Source organism: Vibrio rumoiensis, assembly GCF_002218045.2.
Lineage (GTDB): Bacteria > Pseudomonadota > Gammaproteobacteria > Enterobacterales > Vibrionaceae > Vibrio > Vibrio rumoiensis.
The window spans coordinates 118,269-135,168 of the sequence record NZ_AP018685.1; the positions used below are offsets into that span (position 1 = coordinate 118,269).

Annotated in this window: 7 protein-coding genes, 3 tRNA genes, 4 rRNA genes and 1 pseudogene; 10 read left to right on the forward strand and 5 right to left on the reverse strand. The window is 43.8% G+C overall.

Annotated elements, in window-relative coordinates; all coding sequences use genetic code 11:
* The first annotated feature begins 6 nt into the window (after nucleotides 1–6).
* The 8 genes from fre (at nucleotide 7) to rrf (VRUMOI_RS00615) (ending at nucleotide 6,770) form a co-directional block, all read left to right on the forward strand.
* The gene (gene fre / locus VRUMOI_RS00580) at nucleotides 7–720 is read left to right on the forward strand and encodes an NAD(P)H-flavin reductase (RefSeq protein ID WP_089139572.1); all 714 of its coding nucleotides are present in this window, start codon (nucleotides 7–9) and stop codon (nucleotides 718–720) included.
* Between the two features lie 516 nt (nucleotides 721–1,236).
* Nucleotides 1,237–2,778, forward strand: a 16S ribosomal RNA gene (locus VRUMOI_RS00585).
* 70 nt (nucleotides 2,779–2,848) lie between these two features.
* A tRNA-Ile gene (locus VRUMOI_RS00590) sits at nucleotides 2,849–2,925 on the forward strand.
* Between the two features lie 40 nt (nucleotides 2,926–2,965).
* Nucleotides 2,966–3,041, forward strand: a tRNA-Ala gene (locus VRUMOI_RS00595).
* 294 nt (nucleotides 3,042–3,335) lie between these two features.
* Nucleotides 3,336–6,222 (forward strand): 23S ribosomal RNA (locus VRUMOI_RS00600).
* 123 nt (nucleotides 6,223–6,345) lie between these two features.
* Nucleotides 6,346–6,461: ribosomal RNA gene (gene rrf, locus VRUMOI_RS00605) — 5S ribosomal RNA — on the forward strand.
* A 70-nt stretch (nucleotides 6,462–6,531) separates the two neighbouring features.
* Nucleotides 6,532–6,608, forward strand: a tRNA-Thr gene (locus tag VRUMOI_RS00610).
* Nucleotides 6,609–6,654: 46 nt separating this feature from the next.
* A 5S ribosomal RNA gene (gene rrf / locus VRUMOI_RS00615) occupies nucleotides 6,655–6,770 on the forward strand.
* Together the 16S, 23S and 5S rRNA genes with 3 tRNA genes alongside form the textbook arrangement of a ribosomal RNA operon.
* A gap of 41 nt (nucleotides 6,771–6,811) precedes the next feature.
* On the opposite strand, the gene ilvY is transcribed toward rrf (VRUMOI_RS00615), so the two are convergent.
* Nucleotides 6,812–7,702, reverse strand: a complete 891-nt coding sequence (ilvY, locus tag VRUMOI_RS00620) for an HTH-type transcriptional activator IlvY (protein WP_089138767.1) — start codon at nucleotides 7,700–7,702, stop codon at nucleotides 6,812–6,814.
* A gap of 163 nt (nucleotides 7,703–7,865) precedes the next feature.
* Between ilvY and ilvC the strand changes: the two genes are divergently transcribed.
* On the forward strand, nucleotides 7,866–9,350 hold the full coding sequence (gene ilvC / locus VRUMOI_RS00625) for a ketol-acid reductoisomerase (protein ID WP_089138768.1): 1,485 nt from the start codon (nucleotides 7,866–7,868) through the stop codon (nucleotides 9,348–9,350).
* A gap of 174 nt (nucleotides 9,351–9,524) precedes the next feature.
* Here ilvC and ubiK read toward each other — a convergent pair whose 3' ends face one another.
* From ubiK to VRUMOI_RS00645, 4 genes and pseudogenes are all read right to left on the reverse strand, one after another.
* Nucleotides 9,525–9,779: a ubiquinone biosynthesis accessory factor UbiK gene (gene ubiK / locus VRUMOI_RS00630; RefSeq protein ID WP_089138769.1), complete on the reverse strand. Its 255-nt coding sequence runs from the start codon at nucleotides 9,777–9,779 to the stop codon at nucleotides 9,525–9,527.
* Nucleotides 9,780–9,947: 168 nt separating this feature from the next.
* Nucleotides 9,948–12,995: pseudogene (locus VRUMOI_RS00635) on the reverse strand (multidrug efflux RND transporter permease subunit); the annotation flags it as partial.
* An 11-nt stretch (nucleotides 12,996–13,006) separates the two neighbouring features.
* Nucleotides 13,007–14,113 (reverse strand): efflux RND transporter periplasmic adaptor subunit, encoded by a 1,107-nt coding sequence (locus VRUMOI_RS00640; protein WP_089138771.1) that lies wholly within the window; start codon nucleotides 14,111–14,113, stop codon nucleotides 13,007–13,009.
* Between the two features lie 20 nt (nucleotides 14,114–14,133).
* Nucleotides 14,134–14,727 (reverse strand): TetR/AcrR family transcriptional regulator, encoded by a 594-nt coding sequence (locus VRUMOI_RS00645; RefSeq protein WP_089138772.1) that lies wholly within the window; start codon nucleotides 14,725–14,727, stop codon nucleotides 14,134–14,136.
* Between the two features lie 137 nt (nucleotides 14,728–14,864).
* Between VRUMOI_RS00645 and rep the strand changes: the two genes are divergently transcribed.
* On the forward strand, nucleotides 14,865–16,883 hold the full coding sequence (rep, locus tag VRUMOI_RS00650; protein ID WP_089138773.1) for a DNA helicase Rep: 2,019 nt from the start codon (nucleotides 14,865–14,867) through the stop codon (nucleotides 16,881–16,883).
* Nucleotides 16,884–16,900 lie beyond the last annotated feature (17 nt).

Below are 16,900 nucleotides of genomic sequence, written 5' to 3' on the forward strand. Positions count from 1 at the left end.
GGAATCATGACCGTTGAATGTAAAGTAAAATCAATCGAACCATTAGCAAGTAATACGTTTCGCATTTTATTGCACCCAGAAACCCCAGTACCATTTAAAGCTGGTCAATACTTAATGGTTGTTATGGGCGAGAAAGATAAACGTCCATTTTCAATAGCAAGCAGCCCTTGTCGTCATTCTGGTGAATTAGAGTTGCATATCGGTGCGGCAGAGCATAATGCTTATGCAATCGAAGTGGTGGAAGCCATGAACCAAGCATATGCTGATGGAGGTAGTATCCAAATCGATGTACCTCATGGAGATGCTTGGTTGCAAGAAGATAGAGACTGTTCATTATTGCTTATCGCTGGTGGTACGGGATTTAGTTATGTTCGTTCGATTTTGGATCATTGCCTTAGTCAAAATAAAATCCAACCTATTTATTTGTATTGGGGAGCCAAGGACAGTAGTCAGCTATACGCAATGCAAGAGCTTAAAGAGATAGCTCAAAAAACAGCAAACGTTCATTTTATTCCCGTGATAGAAAATGAAGAGCAAAATTGGGAAGGGAAAGTCGGTAATGTATTAGAAGCCATTGACCAAGATTTTGAGTCCTTAGCTAATTTTGATATCTATATAGCAGGACGGTTTGAAATGGCAGGCGCTGCACGAGATCAATTTGTGGATCATAAGCAAGCCAATAAGAATCGTATGTTTGCTGATGCTTACTCTTTTATATAAGAGAAAAGCATTAAATTGATGGCTTTATAGACAAAAAAGGAGGTTTTAGCTCCTTTTTTAATCGAACAATAAAAAAGTTAAAAAAAACGATAAAAAGATCTTGCTAACTAAAAAGATCTCCCTATAATGCGCCCTCACTGACACGGAGCACGCAGCCTAGCTGCAGCAACGAGTCAAGCGGTTCAGACCTTCTCAAAAAGGTTAACGAAATTAAATTGAAAAAGTGTTTGACACTCTCAATCAAATCGTTAGAATGGCCGCCCTGTTCAACGAGACGCAGTCACGAAGAACAACGCTCTTTAACAATTTAAACCTATCAATCTGTGTGGGCACTCGTTGATGATAATCAATATAGCTTCTTAGGAAGCAACAATGATTTCAATGAACTGAGTGACCAATCAGTTATTAGTTTACTAATAATTGGCACAGTCAATTCATTATCATTCTGTTGGAATGATAATAGCTTTAAATTACTTAGGTAGTTTGAAGTCAGTATTCGTTGAGTCACAAAATCTTAAATTGAAGAGTTTGATCATGGCTCAGATTGAACGCTGGCGGCAGGCCTAACACATGCAAGTCGAGCGGAAACGAGAAGTAGCTTGCTACTTCGGCGTCGAGCGGCGGACGGGTGAGTAATGCATAGGAAGTTGCCCAGTAGAGGGGGATAACCATTGGAAACGATGGCTAATACCGCATAACCTCTTCGGAGCAAAGCGGGGGACCTTCGGGCCTCGCGCTACTGGATACGCCTATGTGGGATTAGCTAGTTGGTGAGGTAATGGCTCACCAAGGCGACGATCCCTAGCTGGTCTGAGAGGATGATCAGCCACACTGGGACTGAGACACGGCCCAGACTCCTACGGGAGGCAGCAGTGGGGAATATTGCACAATGGGCGAAAGCCTGATGCAGCCATGCCGCGTGTATGAAGAAGGCCTTCGGGTTGTAAAGTACTTTCAGTTGTGAGGAAGGTTTCGTAGTTAATAGCTGCGTTGCTTGACGTTAGCAACAGAAGAAGCACCGGCTAACTCCGTGCCAGCAGCCGCGGTAATACGGAGGGTGCGAGCGTTAATCGGAATTACTGGGCGTAAAGCGCATGCAGGTGGTTTGTTAAGTCAGATGTGAAAGCCCGGGGCTCAACCTCGGAAGGTCATTTGAAACTGGCAAACTAGAGTACTGTAGAGGGGGGTAGAATTTCAGGTGTAGCGGTGAAATGCGTAGAGATCTGAAGGAATACCAGTGGCGAAGGCGGCCCCCTGGACAGATACTGACACTCAGATGCGAAAGCGTGGGGAGCAAACAGGATTAGATACCCTGGTAGTCCACGCCGTAAACGATGTCTACTTGGAGGTTGTGGCCTTGAGCCGTGGCTTTCGGAGCTAACGCGTTAAGTAGACCGCCTGGGGAGTACGGTCGCAAGATTAAAACTCAAATGAATTGACGGGGGCCCGCACAAGCGGTGGAGCATGTGGTTTAATTCGATGCAACGCGAAGAACCTTACCTACTCTTGACATCCAGAGAACTTTCCAGAGATGGATTGGTGCCTTCGGGAACTCTGAGACAGGTGCTGCATGGCTGTCGTCAGCTCGTGTTGTGAAATGTTGGGTTAAGTCCCGCAACGAGCGCAACCCTTATCCTTGTTTGCCAGCGAGTAATGTCGGGAACTCCAGGGAGACTGCCGGTGATAAACCGGAGGAAGGTGGGGACGACGTCAAGTCATCATGGCCCTTACGAGTAGGGCTACACACGTGCTACAATGGCGCATACAGAGGGCAGCAAGCTAGCGATAGTGAGCGAATCCCAAAAGTGCGTCGTAGTCCGGATTGGAGTCTGCAACTCGACTCCATGAAGTCGGAATCGCTAGTAATCGTGGATCAGAATGCCACGGTGAATACGTTCCCGGGCCTTGTACACACCGCCCGTCACACCATGGGAGTGGGCTGCAAAAGAAGTAGGTAGTTTAACCTTCGGGAGGACGCTTACCACTTTGTGGTTCATGACTGGGGTGAAGTCGTAACAAGGTAGCCCTAGGGGAACCTGGGGCTGGATCACCTCCTTATACGAAAGATTATTTTTGATGAGTACCCACACAGATTGATTAGGTTTATAAAGTTAAGAGTTTTAATGTTGGGTCTGTAGCTCAGCTGGTTAGAGCGCTCGCCTGATAAGCGGGAGGTCGGTGGTTCAAGTCCACTCAGACCCACCAATTTTCTTTCGAAAAGTTGGTCAACATTAAAAAATAAGATGGGGCTATAGCTCAGCTGGGAGAGCGCCTGCCTTGCACGCAGGAGGTCTGCGGTTCGATCCCGCATAGCTCCACCATCTTTAAATGTTTTTACACAGAATATTTAAAAATGGTTTTCATTAGAAAACTTGCTCTTTAACAATTTGGAAAGCTGACTAGATAAACATTTAATGTTTATCTTAATAAAAGTTCTCAATGTTTATCCTTGTGATAAACACAACAACACACATTCAAGTGTCTTGTATTCAAATCAATTGCTTGCAATTGATTCTATTGAGTCCGGCAAACGACCGTTAAGATTACCCTCTTAACGGTCAAAAAACTAAAACCTTATTTAGTTGAACATACATTAAGACCCTTTTGGGTTGTATGGTTAAGTGAATAAGCGTACACGGTGGATGCCTAGGCAGTCAGAGGCGATGAAGGGCGTATTAACTTGCGATAAGCGTAGATTAGGCAGTAAAAGCCACTTGAGTCTACGATTTCCGAATGGGGAAACCCACGTGCATAAGCACGTATTATTAACTGAATACATAGGTTAATAAGGCGAACTCGGGGAACTGAAACATCTAAGTACCCGAAGGAAGAGAAATCAACCGAGATTCCGAAAGTAGCGGCGAGCGAAATTGGATTAGCCCTTAAGCTTTATATACGTCAGGTGAAGGCTCTGGAAAGTGCCGCGATACAGGGTGATAGCCCCGTAACCGACAACGTATACTAAGTGAAAACGAGTAAGGCGGGACACGTGATATCCTGTCTGAACATGGGGGGACCATCCTCCAAGGCTAAATACTCCTGACTGACCGATAGTGAACCAGTACCGTGAGGGAAAGGCGAAAAGAACCCCTGTGAGGGGAGTGAAATAGAACCTGAAACCGTGTACGTACAAGCAGTAGGAGCACCTTCGTGGTGTGACTGCGTACCTTTTGTATAATGGGTCAGCGACTTATATTTAGTAGCAAGGTTAACCGTATAGGGGAGCCGTAGGGAAACCGAGTCTTAACTGGGCGTCGAGTTGCTAGGTATAGACCCGAAACCAGGTGATCTAGCCATGGGCAGGTTGAAGATTGAGTAACATCAATTGGAGGACCGAACCGACTAATGTTGAAAAATTAGCGGATGACTTGTGGCTAGGGGTGAAAGGCCAATCAAACCTGGAGATAGCTGGTTCTCCCCGAAAGCTATTTAGGTAGCGCCTCGGACGAATACTACTGGGGGTAGAGCACTGTTAAGGCTAGGGGGTCATCCCGACTTACCAACCCTTTGCAAACTCCGAATACCAGTAAGTAATATCCGGGAGACACACGGCGGGTGCTAACGTCCGTCGTGGAGAGGGAAACAACCCAGACCGCCAGCTAAGGTCCCAAAGTATAGCTAAGTGGGAAACGATGTGGGAAGGCTCAGACAGCCAGGATGTTGGCTTAGAAGCAGCCATCATTTAAAGAAAGCGTAATAGCTCACTGGTCGAGTCGGCCTGCGCGGAAGATGTAACGGGGCTAAGCTATACACCGAAGCTGCGGCATCATAGTTTACTATGATGGGTAGGGGAGCGTTCTGTAAGCCGTTGAAGGTGAACTGAGAAGTTTGCTGGAGGTATCAGAAGTGCGAATGCTGACATGAGTAACGATAAAGGGAGTGAAAAACTCCCTCGCCGGAAGACCAAGGGTTCCTGTCCAACGTTAATCGGGGCAGGGTAAGTCGACCCCTAAGGCGAGGCTGAAAAGCGTAGTCGATGGGAAACGGGTTAATATTCCCGTACTTCTTACAAATGCGATGGGGGGACGGAGAAGGCTAGGTGGGCCTGGCGATGGTTGTCCAGGTTCAAGTGCGTAGGCTAATTTCTTAGGTAAATCCGGGAAATTGTTAGGCTGAGACACGACGTCGAGCTACTACGGTAGTGAAGTCATTGATGCCATGCTTCCAGGAAAAGCCTCTAAGCTTCAGTTTGTAAGAAATCGTACCCCAAACCGACACAGGTGGTCGGGTAGAGAATACCAAGGCGCTTGAGAGAACTCGGGTGAAGGAACTAGGCAAAATGGTACCGTAACTTCGGGAGAAGGTACGCTCTAGCGGTGATGAGACTTGCTCTCTAAGCTGCCGGGAGTCGCAGATACCAGGTGGCTGCAACTGTTTATTAAAAACACAGCACTGTGCAAAATCGTAAGATGACGTATACGGTGTGACGCCTGCCCGGTGCCGGAAGGTTAATTGATGGGGTTATCTTCGGAGAAGCTCTTGATCGAAGCCCCGGTAAACGGCGGCCGTAACTATAACGGTCCTAAGGTAGCGAAATTCCTTGTCGGGTAAGTTCCGACCTGCACGAATGGCGTAATGATGGCCACGCTGTCTCCACCCGAGACTCAGTGAAATTGAAATCGCTGTGAAGATGCAGTGTACCCGCGGCTAGACGGAAAGACCCCGTGAACCTTTACTACAGCTTGGCACTGAACATTGACCCTACATGTGTAGGATAGGTGGGAGACTTTGAAGCAATCACGCCAGTGGTTGTGGAGTCAACCTTGAAATACCACCCTTGTAGTGTTGATGTTCTAACTTAGCCCCATTATCTGGGGTGAGGACAGTGCCTGGTGGGTAGTTTGACTGGGGCGGTCTCCTCCCAAAGAGTAACGGAGGAGCACGAAGGTGGGCTAAACACGGTTGGACATCGTGTGGTTAGTGCAATGGCATAAGCCCGCTTGACTGCGAGAATGACAATTCGAGCAGGTGCGAAAGCAGGTCATAGTGATCCGGTGGTTCTGAATGGAAGGGCCATCGCTCAACGGATAAAAGGTACTCCGGGGATAACAGGCTGATACCGCCCAAGAGTTCATATCGACGGCGGTGTTTGGCACCTCGATGTCGGCTCATCACATCCTGGGGCTGAAGTCGGTCCCAAGGGTATGGCTGTTCGCCATTTAAAGTGGTACGCGAGCTGGGTTTAGAACGTCGTGAGACAGTTCGGTCCCTATCTGCCGTGGGCGTTGGAAGATTGAAGGGGGCTGCTCCTAGTACGAGAGGACCGGAGTGGACGAACCTCTGGTGTTCGGGTTGTCATGCCAATGGCATTGCCCGGTAGCTAAGTTCGGAATCGATAAGTGCTGAAAGCATCTAAGCACGAAGCGAGCCCTGAGATGAGTCTTCCCTGGCGCTTTAAGCGTCCTAAAGGGTTGTTCGAGACTAGAACGTTGATAGGCAGGGTGTGTAAGTGCTGCGAGGCATTGAGCTAACCTGTACTAATTGCCCGTGAGGCTTAACCATACAACACCTAAAGGGTTTTGGTTGGACTGAATAGATATAAGACATACTTGAATGAGTGTGAGAAGAAACAGCTTTCCGAATTAAGTTAAAACATCCTAGTGGATGTTTTAACAGAAGAATTTGCTTGGCGACCATAGCGCTTTGGACCCACCTGATTCCATGCCGAACTCAGAAGTGAAACGAAGTAGCGCCGATGGTAGTGTGGGGTTTCCCCATGTGAGAGTAGGACATCGCCAGGCTTTATTTTGAAAGAGCCCGTGTTGAACGGGCTTTTTTATGTTCGAAGCAAAATTATTGCTGAGAATATATGCTGATATAGCTCAGCCCGGTAGAGCGCACCCTTGGTAAGGGTGAGGTCCCCAGTTCGAGTCTGGGTATCAGCACCACTATTTAGAATTGAACGGCCTCATCAAATTTGCCGTAACAGTTTTGCTTAGCGACAATAGCACTTTGGACCCACCTGATTCCATGCCGAACTCAGAAGTGAAACGAAGTAGCGCCGATGGTAGTGTGGGGTTTCCCCATGTGAGAGTAGGACATCGCTAGGCTTATATTTTAAAGCCTCCCTCAATAGGGAGGCTTTTTCCGTTTATGCCTTTATAAATTTATTTTGTGATACTTGCCATAGAGCTTTTATTAACGGGTTTTGTAGCTGTGATTTTTGGCAACAAATTCCTAATTTAAAAGGTTTAATAGGTGCAACTTTTAAACGTTGGATTTTATCTTTGACTGGGCTGTTATTAATAACAACATCGGGAGCTATTCCAACACCTAATCCAAGAGCCACCATACTTACAACTCCTTCATGCCCTGATGTTTGAGCATAAATATTAGGTTTAAACTTCATATCTCTAAACCAAGTGTTACTTCTATCTCTAGCGGTGCCTGCTTCTGGAATAATAAAAGGAATTTGAGTCCAGTCAGGTTGTTCCTTTTGTAGTTCAGTAGTAAAACTGCTGTGAGCATTTGGAGCAATCACTGATAAGGGGATCTCTCCTATGGTCTCAAATTCTAAACGAGCAGGTAATTGTGTTGGCAAAGCGCTGATGACAATGTCAGCTTCATCATTTAATAGTTTATCGATAGCTTTAGCTGGATCTCCGGTCGACAGCTTTAATTCTATTTTGGGATAGGCCAGCCTAAAATCGGTTAAAATCTCTGGTAAATGACTAAAGCTTGCCGTAACCGAGCAAAATACGCGAATCTCTCCCGTTAGTTGCTGTTTATTACCTTGCAAGCTACTGCAAAATTGTGTCCATTCTTGAGTAATATGAGTCGCAACAGGAAGGAGCTTTTTCCCTGCTTCTGTTAATTCAACGCTCCGGTTATCTCTAACCAATAACGATTGGCCGACTTCTTCTTCGAGCTTTTGAATCTGTCGGCTTAGAGCTGATGGGCTAATATGCATTGCAGATGCCGTCTTGCTGAAGTTTTGACTACTGCATAAATGGACAAATAAGTGAAGACTGCGAATATTCATTGTGATCCTATTAGTGTTCTTGCATTTTTCGCAATGATTACTTGTGAATATATCACTTTGAGCAATGGGATTCGTGTTTTAATATCAACTCATCGAGTAATATTGTGATTACATCTAAACTTACTCACCTTTATGGATTAATTAAAAACAGGACTTTTAGATTATGGCTAACTATTTCAACACTTTGAATCTACGTGAGCAATTAGACCAACTAGGTCGTTGTCGTTTTATGGATCGCGAAGAATTTTCGCAAGAAGCTGATTACCTAAAAGGTAAGAAAGTCGTAATCGTAGGGTGTGGTGCTCAAGGTCTAAACCAAGGCTTGAACATGCGTGATTCTGGTTTGAATGTTGCGTATGCCCTTCGTCAGGCTGCGATTGATGAACAACGTCAATCATTTAAAAACGCCAAAGATAATGGTTTTGAAGTAGCAAGCTATGAAGAATTGATTCCACAAGCGGATCTAGTCGTGAACTTAACCCCAGATAAGCAGCACACTAATGTGGTTGAAACCGTAATGCCATTGATGAAACAAGGGGCTGCCCTTGGTTATTCGCATGGTTTCAATATCGTTGAAGAAGGCATGCAAATTCGTAAAGATATTACGGTTGTGATGGTCGCTCCTAAATGTCCGGGTACTGAAGTTCGTGAAGAATATAAGCGTGGATTTGGTGTTCCAACTCTTATTGCAGTTCACCCTGAAAACGATCCTCAAGGTGAAGGTTTAGAGATAGCTAAAGCATGGGCCGCTGCAACTGGTGGCCATCGAGCTGGCGTTTTAGAATCATCTTTTGTTGCTGAAGTTAAATCCGACTTAATGGGTGAGCAAACTATCCTTTGTGGCATGCTTCAAGCTGGTTCAATCGTTTGTTATGAAAAAATGATCGCTGATGGTATTGAACCTGGGTATGCTGGCAAGTTGCTGCAATATGGTTGGGAAACCATTACCGAAGCATTGAAATTTGGTGGTGTGACTCACATGATGGATCGTCTATCTAACCCTGCTAAAGTAAAAGCATTTGAGTTATCAGAAGAGCTTAAAGACTTAATGCGTCCACTGTATAACAAACATATGGATGACATCATCTGTGGTGAGTTCTCACGCACTATGATGGAAGACTGGGCTAATGATGATAAGAATTTATTGGGTTGGCGTGAAGAGACGGGTCAAACTGCATTTGAGAATTATCCTGAATCCAATGTAGAAATCTCTGAACAAGAATACTTTGATAACGGTATTTTAATGATCGCAATGGTTCGTGCTGGAGTTGAACTAGCATTTGAAGCCATGACCGCTTCTGGCATTATTGATGAGTCAGCTTACTATGAGTCACTACATGAATTGCCATTGATTGCTAACACCGTTGCACGTAAACGTCTATACGAGATGAACGTGGTTATTTCTGATACAGCAGAATACGGTAACTATCTATTTGCTAATGTTGCGACGCCGTTACTACGTGAAAAGTTCATGCCAAATGTTGGTACAGATGTAATTGGTAGAGGGCTACAAGAAGAAAGTAATCAAGTTGATAACGGTCAACTGATTGAAATTAACGACGCACTACGTAATCACCCTGTTGAGTGGATTGGTCAAGAGCTACGTGGGTATATGAAGGATATGAAACGTATTGCCGTTGGTGGTTAAATTTCTTTGTGATAGCGGGATATTCGTTGTCGAAAATACTCATTTGCTCGCTGCAAACACCGTGTTTTCTTCTAGAATATCCCATCAATCACTTCGAAATTCCGTTCTAGATAAAACAGAAAGGCTTGCCTATTGATGGGCAAGCCTTATTTTTTCGAAACTCGAAACTCGAAACTATTCTTTCTCGCTTAACTTGCTTTCTAAGTCAGCCAATTTTGATTCAAGATCATTTAATTTCTGACGAGTACGCAGTAATACCTGAGTTTGTACATCAAACTCTTCACGTGAAACGACATCTAACTTGTTGAGTTGACCTTGGATCACTTGGCGGACTTTTTGATCAACGTCGGAACCAAGGTCTTTTACTGGCTGAGGCATTGATTCGTGAATTTGTTTGGCAATTTGCTCAATTTTCTTAGCATCAAACATTTGGTTAGCTCCTAAATAGTATTGCGTTATTTTATGCAAATCTGTTCAAAATGTCTCGGCTTGTTGTCGCTAAATAAAAGAAAGGCTACCCATTTAGCTGGTAGCCTTTGTATTTACTTTAGTCAGTATGAAGACTTAGTGCTTTGGTTCTTCGATGGCAGGAATGCTCTCATCAAACTCTGGTAGCGGTTTATGCTCGCTTGCCAAATAGCTGTAAATTACAGGCAATACAAACAAGGTAAACAAGGTACCAATAGCTAGCCCTGCTACGATAACGATGCCAATACTAAAGCGCTGAGCTGCACCTGCACCAGTGGCATATAATAGAGGTATCAAACCTGCAATCATTGCTGCTGTTGTCATTAAGATTGGTCGTAAACGTATTTTTGCGGATTCCATTACCGCTTCCATTTTTGACTTGCCGTGATGTAATTGCTCTTCTTTGGCGACTTCACAAATCAAAATACCGTGTTTGGTGATAAGGCCAACCAACGTAATCAACCCCACTTGTGAGTAGATATTCATGGTTGCAGCTCCCCAAGCAAGAGCTATCAGGGCGCCACAAATCGCAAGTGGTACCGATACCATGATAACCAACGGATCTCGGATAGATTCAAATTGAATTGCCAAAACCAAGAAGATAATAGCTAGCGCTAAACCAAATGTTGCATACAGTGCACTACCTTCAGTTACGAATTGTCTTGCTTCACCTAAATACTCATGGCTATAGCCTAGAGGTAGTTTGCTTTCAGCAATATTTTCAAACCAATCAACCGCTTGTCCCATAGAAGCCGTTGGTGCTGGAACTGCGCTAATATTCGCTGAATTCAGCTGGTTTAAGTGAGGTAGTGACAGTGGCTGTGCTACAACTTCAATGTTAACTAAACCGCTAAGTGGCACCGAATGTCCGTTAGACGCTCGAACATAATAACCTTTCATCGATTCAGGGTTAAGGCGAAACTTACGTTCTACTTGCGGTATAACCTCATAAGAGCGCCCATTAAGGTCGATACGGTTAACATAACCATCAGACATCATTGTACCGATCGTCACGGCAATATCCTGCATGGTCACGCCGTAAGCACCAGCTTTATCTTTATCAATATTGATTTTCATCGTTGCTGAATCAAAATTGAGATCCAATGTTGAATACACAAACAATGGGCTTTTACCTACTTCAACCAAGATATCACTGGCAATTTGGAATAAGCTTTCAAAGCTGTTTGGTGTTGTAATCACAAACTGCATTGGTAAGCCTGAACCTGCACCTGGTAATTCTGGCATTTGGAAAGCCGATACCGCCATGCCAGGGATATCTTTCATGAGATTACCGACACGTTCGGTTACTTCCGATTGGCTAGCTTCACGCTGACTCCATGGTTTCATCGAAGCAATACCAAACGCTTGGTTAGAAGCTGGAACACCAGTGAATGCTTGTGCATATTGGATCTCTGGTTGATCAACAAGTACATTATTGACTTCATCCATGGTGTTTTGTAGATAATCTAAGTTAGCATTCGATGGACCTGTACCCATCAAAACAACCACTCCTTTATCTTCCGATGGCGCTAGTTCACTTGGAATAAACTTAAATAAGAGCGGTAAGCTTGCCATAACAATTATCGCAAATGCGATCATCACAGGACGGTGTTGCATTACTGCGCGCAACATACGTTCATAACGATTGGTCATGCGATCTAGTACGCTATGTACCACTACTTCAAAGCGACTAGGCTTAGAGTGGGCTTTGAGCATCTTAGAACACATTACTGGGGACAAGGTTAAGGCGATGATGCCCGACACAAATACCGCGCCCGCGAGAGTCAAAGCAAACTCTTTAAATAGTGAACCAGTTATACCGCCCATCAAGGCAATCGGAGCATATACCGCACCTAAGGTTAATGTCATCGCGATAACGGGAACCGCGATCTCCCGAGTTCCTATAATTGCCGCTCTAAATGGTGTTTCACCGAGCTTGATATGCCTATCGACATTTTCCAATACAACGATGGCATCATCCACCACCAGTCCTATCGCAAGTACCATGGCAAGTAAGGTCATCAAGTTCCACGAGAATCCCATTCCCTGCATAACGACGGCTACACCAACCAATGACAGAGGAATCGTGATAATTGGAATGATAACCGCACGCAGTGAGCCTAAGAATAAAGTAATCACAACTAATACGATCAATGCCGCTTCTAATATGGTATGAATTACCTCATTGATCGACTCATTAATCGCAACGGTTGAATCATAAAGGATTCGCATTTCAATATTGCTAGGCAAGTTTTTTTCTAAGTCTGGCAAGAGCGCTAAAATATCATGAGCGATATTGATTGGGTTTGCCGTTGGAGAAGCATCAATTGCCGCTACTACCGCCTCGGAACCGTTAGATGTTGCGCGATAAGTATCGTGACTTTTGGCTAACGTAACCTTGGCAATATCACTTAGTCTGACGACTTGCCCTTTATCGGATTTAACCACTAAGCGTTCCAGCTCAGCCGTATTCTCGACTTGAGTGTTAGCACTGCCGTTATAAACAACAAACTCACCAGTAGACTGACCGGTTGCGGATTGGTAGTTGTTGGCATTTAAAATGCCCATCACATCCGTTGCTGTTAAATCGAAAGCCGCCATTTTGGCTGGATCAAGCCAGATACGTAACGCGTACTTTTGACCGCCATACAGATTGACCTTTGATACACCATTCACCGTAAATAATTGAGGATTAATTACACGCTCAAGGTAATCAGTGATTTGGCTAGATGCGAGCTCATTAGAGGTAAAGCCAATATAAAGTACCGACGTGGTTGAGCCGGTTGACATTGTTACCGTTGGGTCTTCAGCTTCTTTAGGCAATTGGGAACGAACCGAATTGGTTTGTGCCAAAATATCCGCTAACGCGCCGTTGGGATCGGTATTCAGCTTCATCGTAATCGTAATGGTTGATGAACCTAACACAGAGCTGGAGGTCATGTAGTCGATATTATCGGCCTGGGCGATCGCTTGTTCCAAAGGTTGTGTAATAAAACCTTGGATCAAGTTGGCGTCCGCACCGTAATAGCTTGTCGTTACCGTGACTACGGTATTCGTCATTTCGGGGTATTCGCGAACAGACATTTTGAAGATGGCTTGAAAACCAAGCAATGCAATCAAAAGACTGATTGATACCGCCAAAACTGGACGTTTTATAAAAACATCAGTAAAGCGCATAATGCCTCCAGTTACAGCATTGGGGTTTGGGCTGGTGGAGTCGTTGCATCGCTCTCCACAATCTTAACTTTCGAATTGTTACTCAAACGAACTTGTCCTGATGTGACAATAGTTTGGCCTGGCTCTAAGCCTTCCATGATATGAGCAACACTACCCGCACGCTCGCCAACTTTCACTACGGTCTGGATGACACGTTTAACACCATCTTTTTCTTCAAGCACATAAATACTGTCGCCATAAAGGGTATATGTGATTGCCGTTTGAGGTGCAATGATTTGGTCTTTTAATGTTGGCAGCACAATGCTGGCACGAGCAAACATACCGCTGCGCAATTTGCCGTCATTGTTTGGAATTTGTGCTTGTACTTGAATTAAGCCGCTTTGTGCATTAACCGCAGGCGCAATGGCACTAATAGAACCTTCAAAGGTTTTATCGGCAAAAGAATCGACAGTAATATTGACTTGCTGACCAACATGAATCTTACTGATATCGGTTTGTGGTACGGTAAAGCGTAAACGCATCACACTGGTATCTTCCAAGCGAACAACTTCAGTTCCTGTTTCTAAAAATTGACCAAGGAAAACGTTACGCAAGCCTACGATACCATCAAAAGGTGCGGTAACCGTACGGCGTTCAATCGAAGCTTTCAAGCTCGTAATATCAGCAGAAAGAGACAAATAGGTTGCTTGCGCTTCATCATACGCTTCTTTTGATACTGAACCTTTCGAGTAAAGATCTTTATAACGAAGATATTTAGCCTTTGCCGCTGGTAACTTAGCTTGAGAGCTTTGTAATTGCGCTTTTTCTACTTTTGAATCGACTTCAACTAATACATCGCCTTTTTTAACATTAATACCAGAATCAAAACGAATCGCATCAATCTGACCACTGGTTTGGGCTGTTAATGTTACGCCTTGAATCGGCTCGACGAAGCCAATGGCATTAATCGTTGGAGTCCAATCTTCAGGGTTAACTTTAGTGACAGTAACCGGAAATTCGGGCTCAGGCATGTTTGCCATGTATTCGGCAATTTTCTTCTGTTTAAACATATTAAAGCCAATCACGCTACCAAAAAGCAGTATTGCGATGATTAGCATAACGAAAGTCCACTTTTTCATTTCGTTAGAACTCCAAAATATTAATGTTGAATAACCGCATCCCAACTTGCTTCAATAGCAGAGTCAAGAGCAGCATCTGTGATGACATAACAACCAAGTACGTGTTTTCTTGCGATTGATAAACAAACATCTAAACTCAGACTGGCGAGCAAATGATTATCCAAAGGTTTAAACACACCGAGATCTTTTCCTTCATTAAACATAGCTTCGATTTTATAAAATAATTTACGCTCCATCTCAGAACCACAAGTTGGCTTCGTCGGTAAGGATTCATATTGAATACGATTTAGAATGACATCAACTTCATTTTGAGTCGTTGTAACATGGGCAACATTTTTCCAAATATGCACAAATCTTTCTTTGAGAGGCATGTGCTCTTCTACACCTTGCTGTACCATATCGGCGACACGCTGAAGAACATGAATACGAACCGCTTCAACCAGGTCATCTTTATCTTGAAAATAACGATAAATGGTTCCAGCTGCCACTCCAGCTTCTTGAGCGAGTTTATGCATGGATAAACCTTGAAATCCCGCTTTAGCAATTAATTGCTCTGCGGTATTCAAAAGCAACTGCCGCTTGTCCAAGGAAGAATTAACTTTTAAATTGACCATAGATAAAAACTGGTAATGAGTGAACGTTCATTCATTATATATTTAACTTAGTAGTTCGCCAGTGAAATTATAAAATAGTATTGATTTGTTACATCTTGAGCATGTAGCAATAAATACGCCATAAAATTGAGAGAAAAATGAAATTAAATCCTAGACAAGATGAAGCTGTGAAATATGTTTCCGGTCCCTGTTTGGTGTTAGCGGGCGCAGGTTCGGGTAAAACTCGCGTGATCACCAATAAAATGGCTTATCTTGTTCAGCAATGTGGTTATCAAGCTAGACATATTGCAGCGGTGACCTTCACCAATAAAGCAGCACGAGAAATGAAAGAGCGTGTCGGTCAAACCTTAGGGAAAAAAGAAGCACGAGGTTTGATGGTATCGACGTTTCACACCCTTGGGCTGAATATTATCCGTCGTGAATACAAAGCATTAGGATTAAAGGCAGGCTTTTCTCTATTTGATGATCAAGACCAACTCGCCTTACTTAAGGATTTAACCGAAGAGCAATTAGATGGCGATAAAGACCTGTTGCGTCAATTATTAAGCCGTATTTCAAATTGGAAAAATGATATGTTGACCGCCGATCAGGTGAAAGCGCAAGCGAGTTCTGAACAAGATCATCTATTTGCTTTTTGTTTTGAAAAATACCTAAATCAAATGAAAGCTTATAATGCGCTTGATTTTGATGACCTGATTGCCATGCCAGTGCTATTACTGAAAACCAACAGTGATGTTCGCGAACGCTGGCAGTCTAAAATTCGTTATTTATTGGTGGATGAGTATCAAGATACCAACACCAGTCAGTATGAATTAGTACGCTTAATTGTAGGTGAAAGGGCACGTTTAACGGTAGTTGGCGATGATGATCAGTCGATTTACTCCTGGCGTGGTGCGCGTCCGCAAAACCTTGAGTTACTCAATCAAGACTTTCCTCAATTAAAAGTGATCAAGCTTGAGCAAAATTACCGCTCGACCAGTCGTATTCTACGCTGTGCCAATATTCTGATTGCCAACAACCCACATATATTTGAAAAAAAACTGTTTTCAGAAATCCCAGATGGTGAGAAGTTAAAGCTGCTCACCGCTAAAAATGAAGAACACGAAGCTGAGCGAATTACTGGTGAAATTATCGCTCATCGTTTTTTAAATCATACCCAATATAAAGATTACGCCATCTTGTACCGTGGGAATCATCAATCTCGCCTGATTGAAAAATCACTGATGCAAAACCGAGTACCTTACAAAATCTCTGGCGGAACATCATTCTTTGCGCGTGCGGAGATTAAAGACATAATGGCGTATCTACGTGTTCTGGTTAACCCTGATGATGACAATGCTTTCTTGCGGATTGTGAATACACCTAAGCGTGAAATTGGCCCTGTGACGCTCGAAAAACTGGGTAGTTATGCCAATATGCGAGGTAAAAGCTTATTTGAGGCCAGTTTTGAATTGGGACTTGAACAACATTTATCTGGCCGAGGTTTAGAATCGCTAAGACGTTTTACTCATTGGATAGTACAAATTTCTGAAAATGCTGAAAGAGGCAATACTGTAGAAGCAGTACGCTCATTAGTGCGAGATATCAATTATGAAGATTGGTTGTATGAAACGTCAGCGAGCCCTAAAGCCGCCGAGATGCGGATGAAAAATGTTTCAGATCTCTATTCTTGGATTACCGCAGATTTAGAAGGCGATAATTACGATCAAGAAGTCAAAACACTTAAAGAGGTGGTTCAACGTCTGACATTGCGCGACATGATGGAACGTGGGGAAGGCGATGATGATGCCGATCAAGTGCAGTTAATGACATTACACGCATCGAAAGGCTTAGAGTTTCCTTATGTTTATCTTATGGGGGCAGAAGAAGGTATTTTGCCGCACCAAACTAGCATCGATGAAGAGAATGTCGATGAAGAACGTCGCTTAATGTATGTCGGTATTACACGAGCTCAAAAAGAGCTGACCTTCACGATGTGCCGTGAGCGCCGCCAATATGGTGAGTTAATTAAACCAACACAAAGTCGCTTCTTAGACGAATTACCTTTCGATGATGTGGAATGGGAGCTACAGAAAAAGCCACAAAGTGCTGAAGAAAGAATGGAAAAGGGCCAAGCCCACATTGCTAATTTACGAGCCATGTTTAATAAGAAATAAAGTGTTTTAAGCCAGTA

What these genes read in the sequence shown, in the direction of transcription:
- fre (WP_089139572.1), top strand. Translation starts at nt 7, where the DNA reads ATGACCGTTGAATGTAAAGTAAAATCAATCGAACCATTAGCAAGTAAT.
- ilvY (WP_089138767.1), bottom strand. Translation starts at nt 7,702, where the DNA reads ATGAATATTCGCAGTCTTCACTTATTTGTCCATTTATGCAGTAGTCAA.
- ilvC (WP_089138768.1), top strand. Translation starts at nt 7,866, where the DNA reads ATGGCTAACTATTTCAACACTTTGAATCTACGTGAGCAATTAGACCAA.
- ubiK (WP_089138769.1), bottom strand. Translation starts at nt 9,779, where the DNA reads ATGTTTGATGCTAAGAAAATTGAGCAAATTGCCAAACAAATTCACGAA.
- VRUMOI_RS00640 (WP_089138771.1), bottom strand. Translation starts at nt 14,113, where the DNA reads ATGAAAAAGTGGACTTTCGTTATGCTAATCATCGCAATACTGCTTTTT.
- VRUMOI_RS00645 (WP_089138772.1), bottom strand. Translation starts at nt 14,727, where the DNA reads ATGGTCAATTTAAAAGTTAATTCTTCCTTGGACAAGCGGCAGTTGCTT.
- rep (WP_089138773.1), top strand. Translation starts at nt 14,865, where the DNA reads ATGAAATTAAATCCTAGACAAGATGAAGCTGTGAAATATGTTTCCGGT.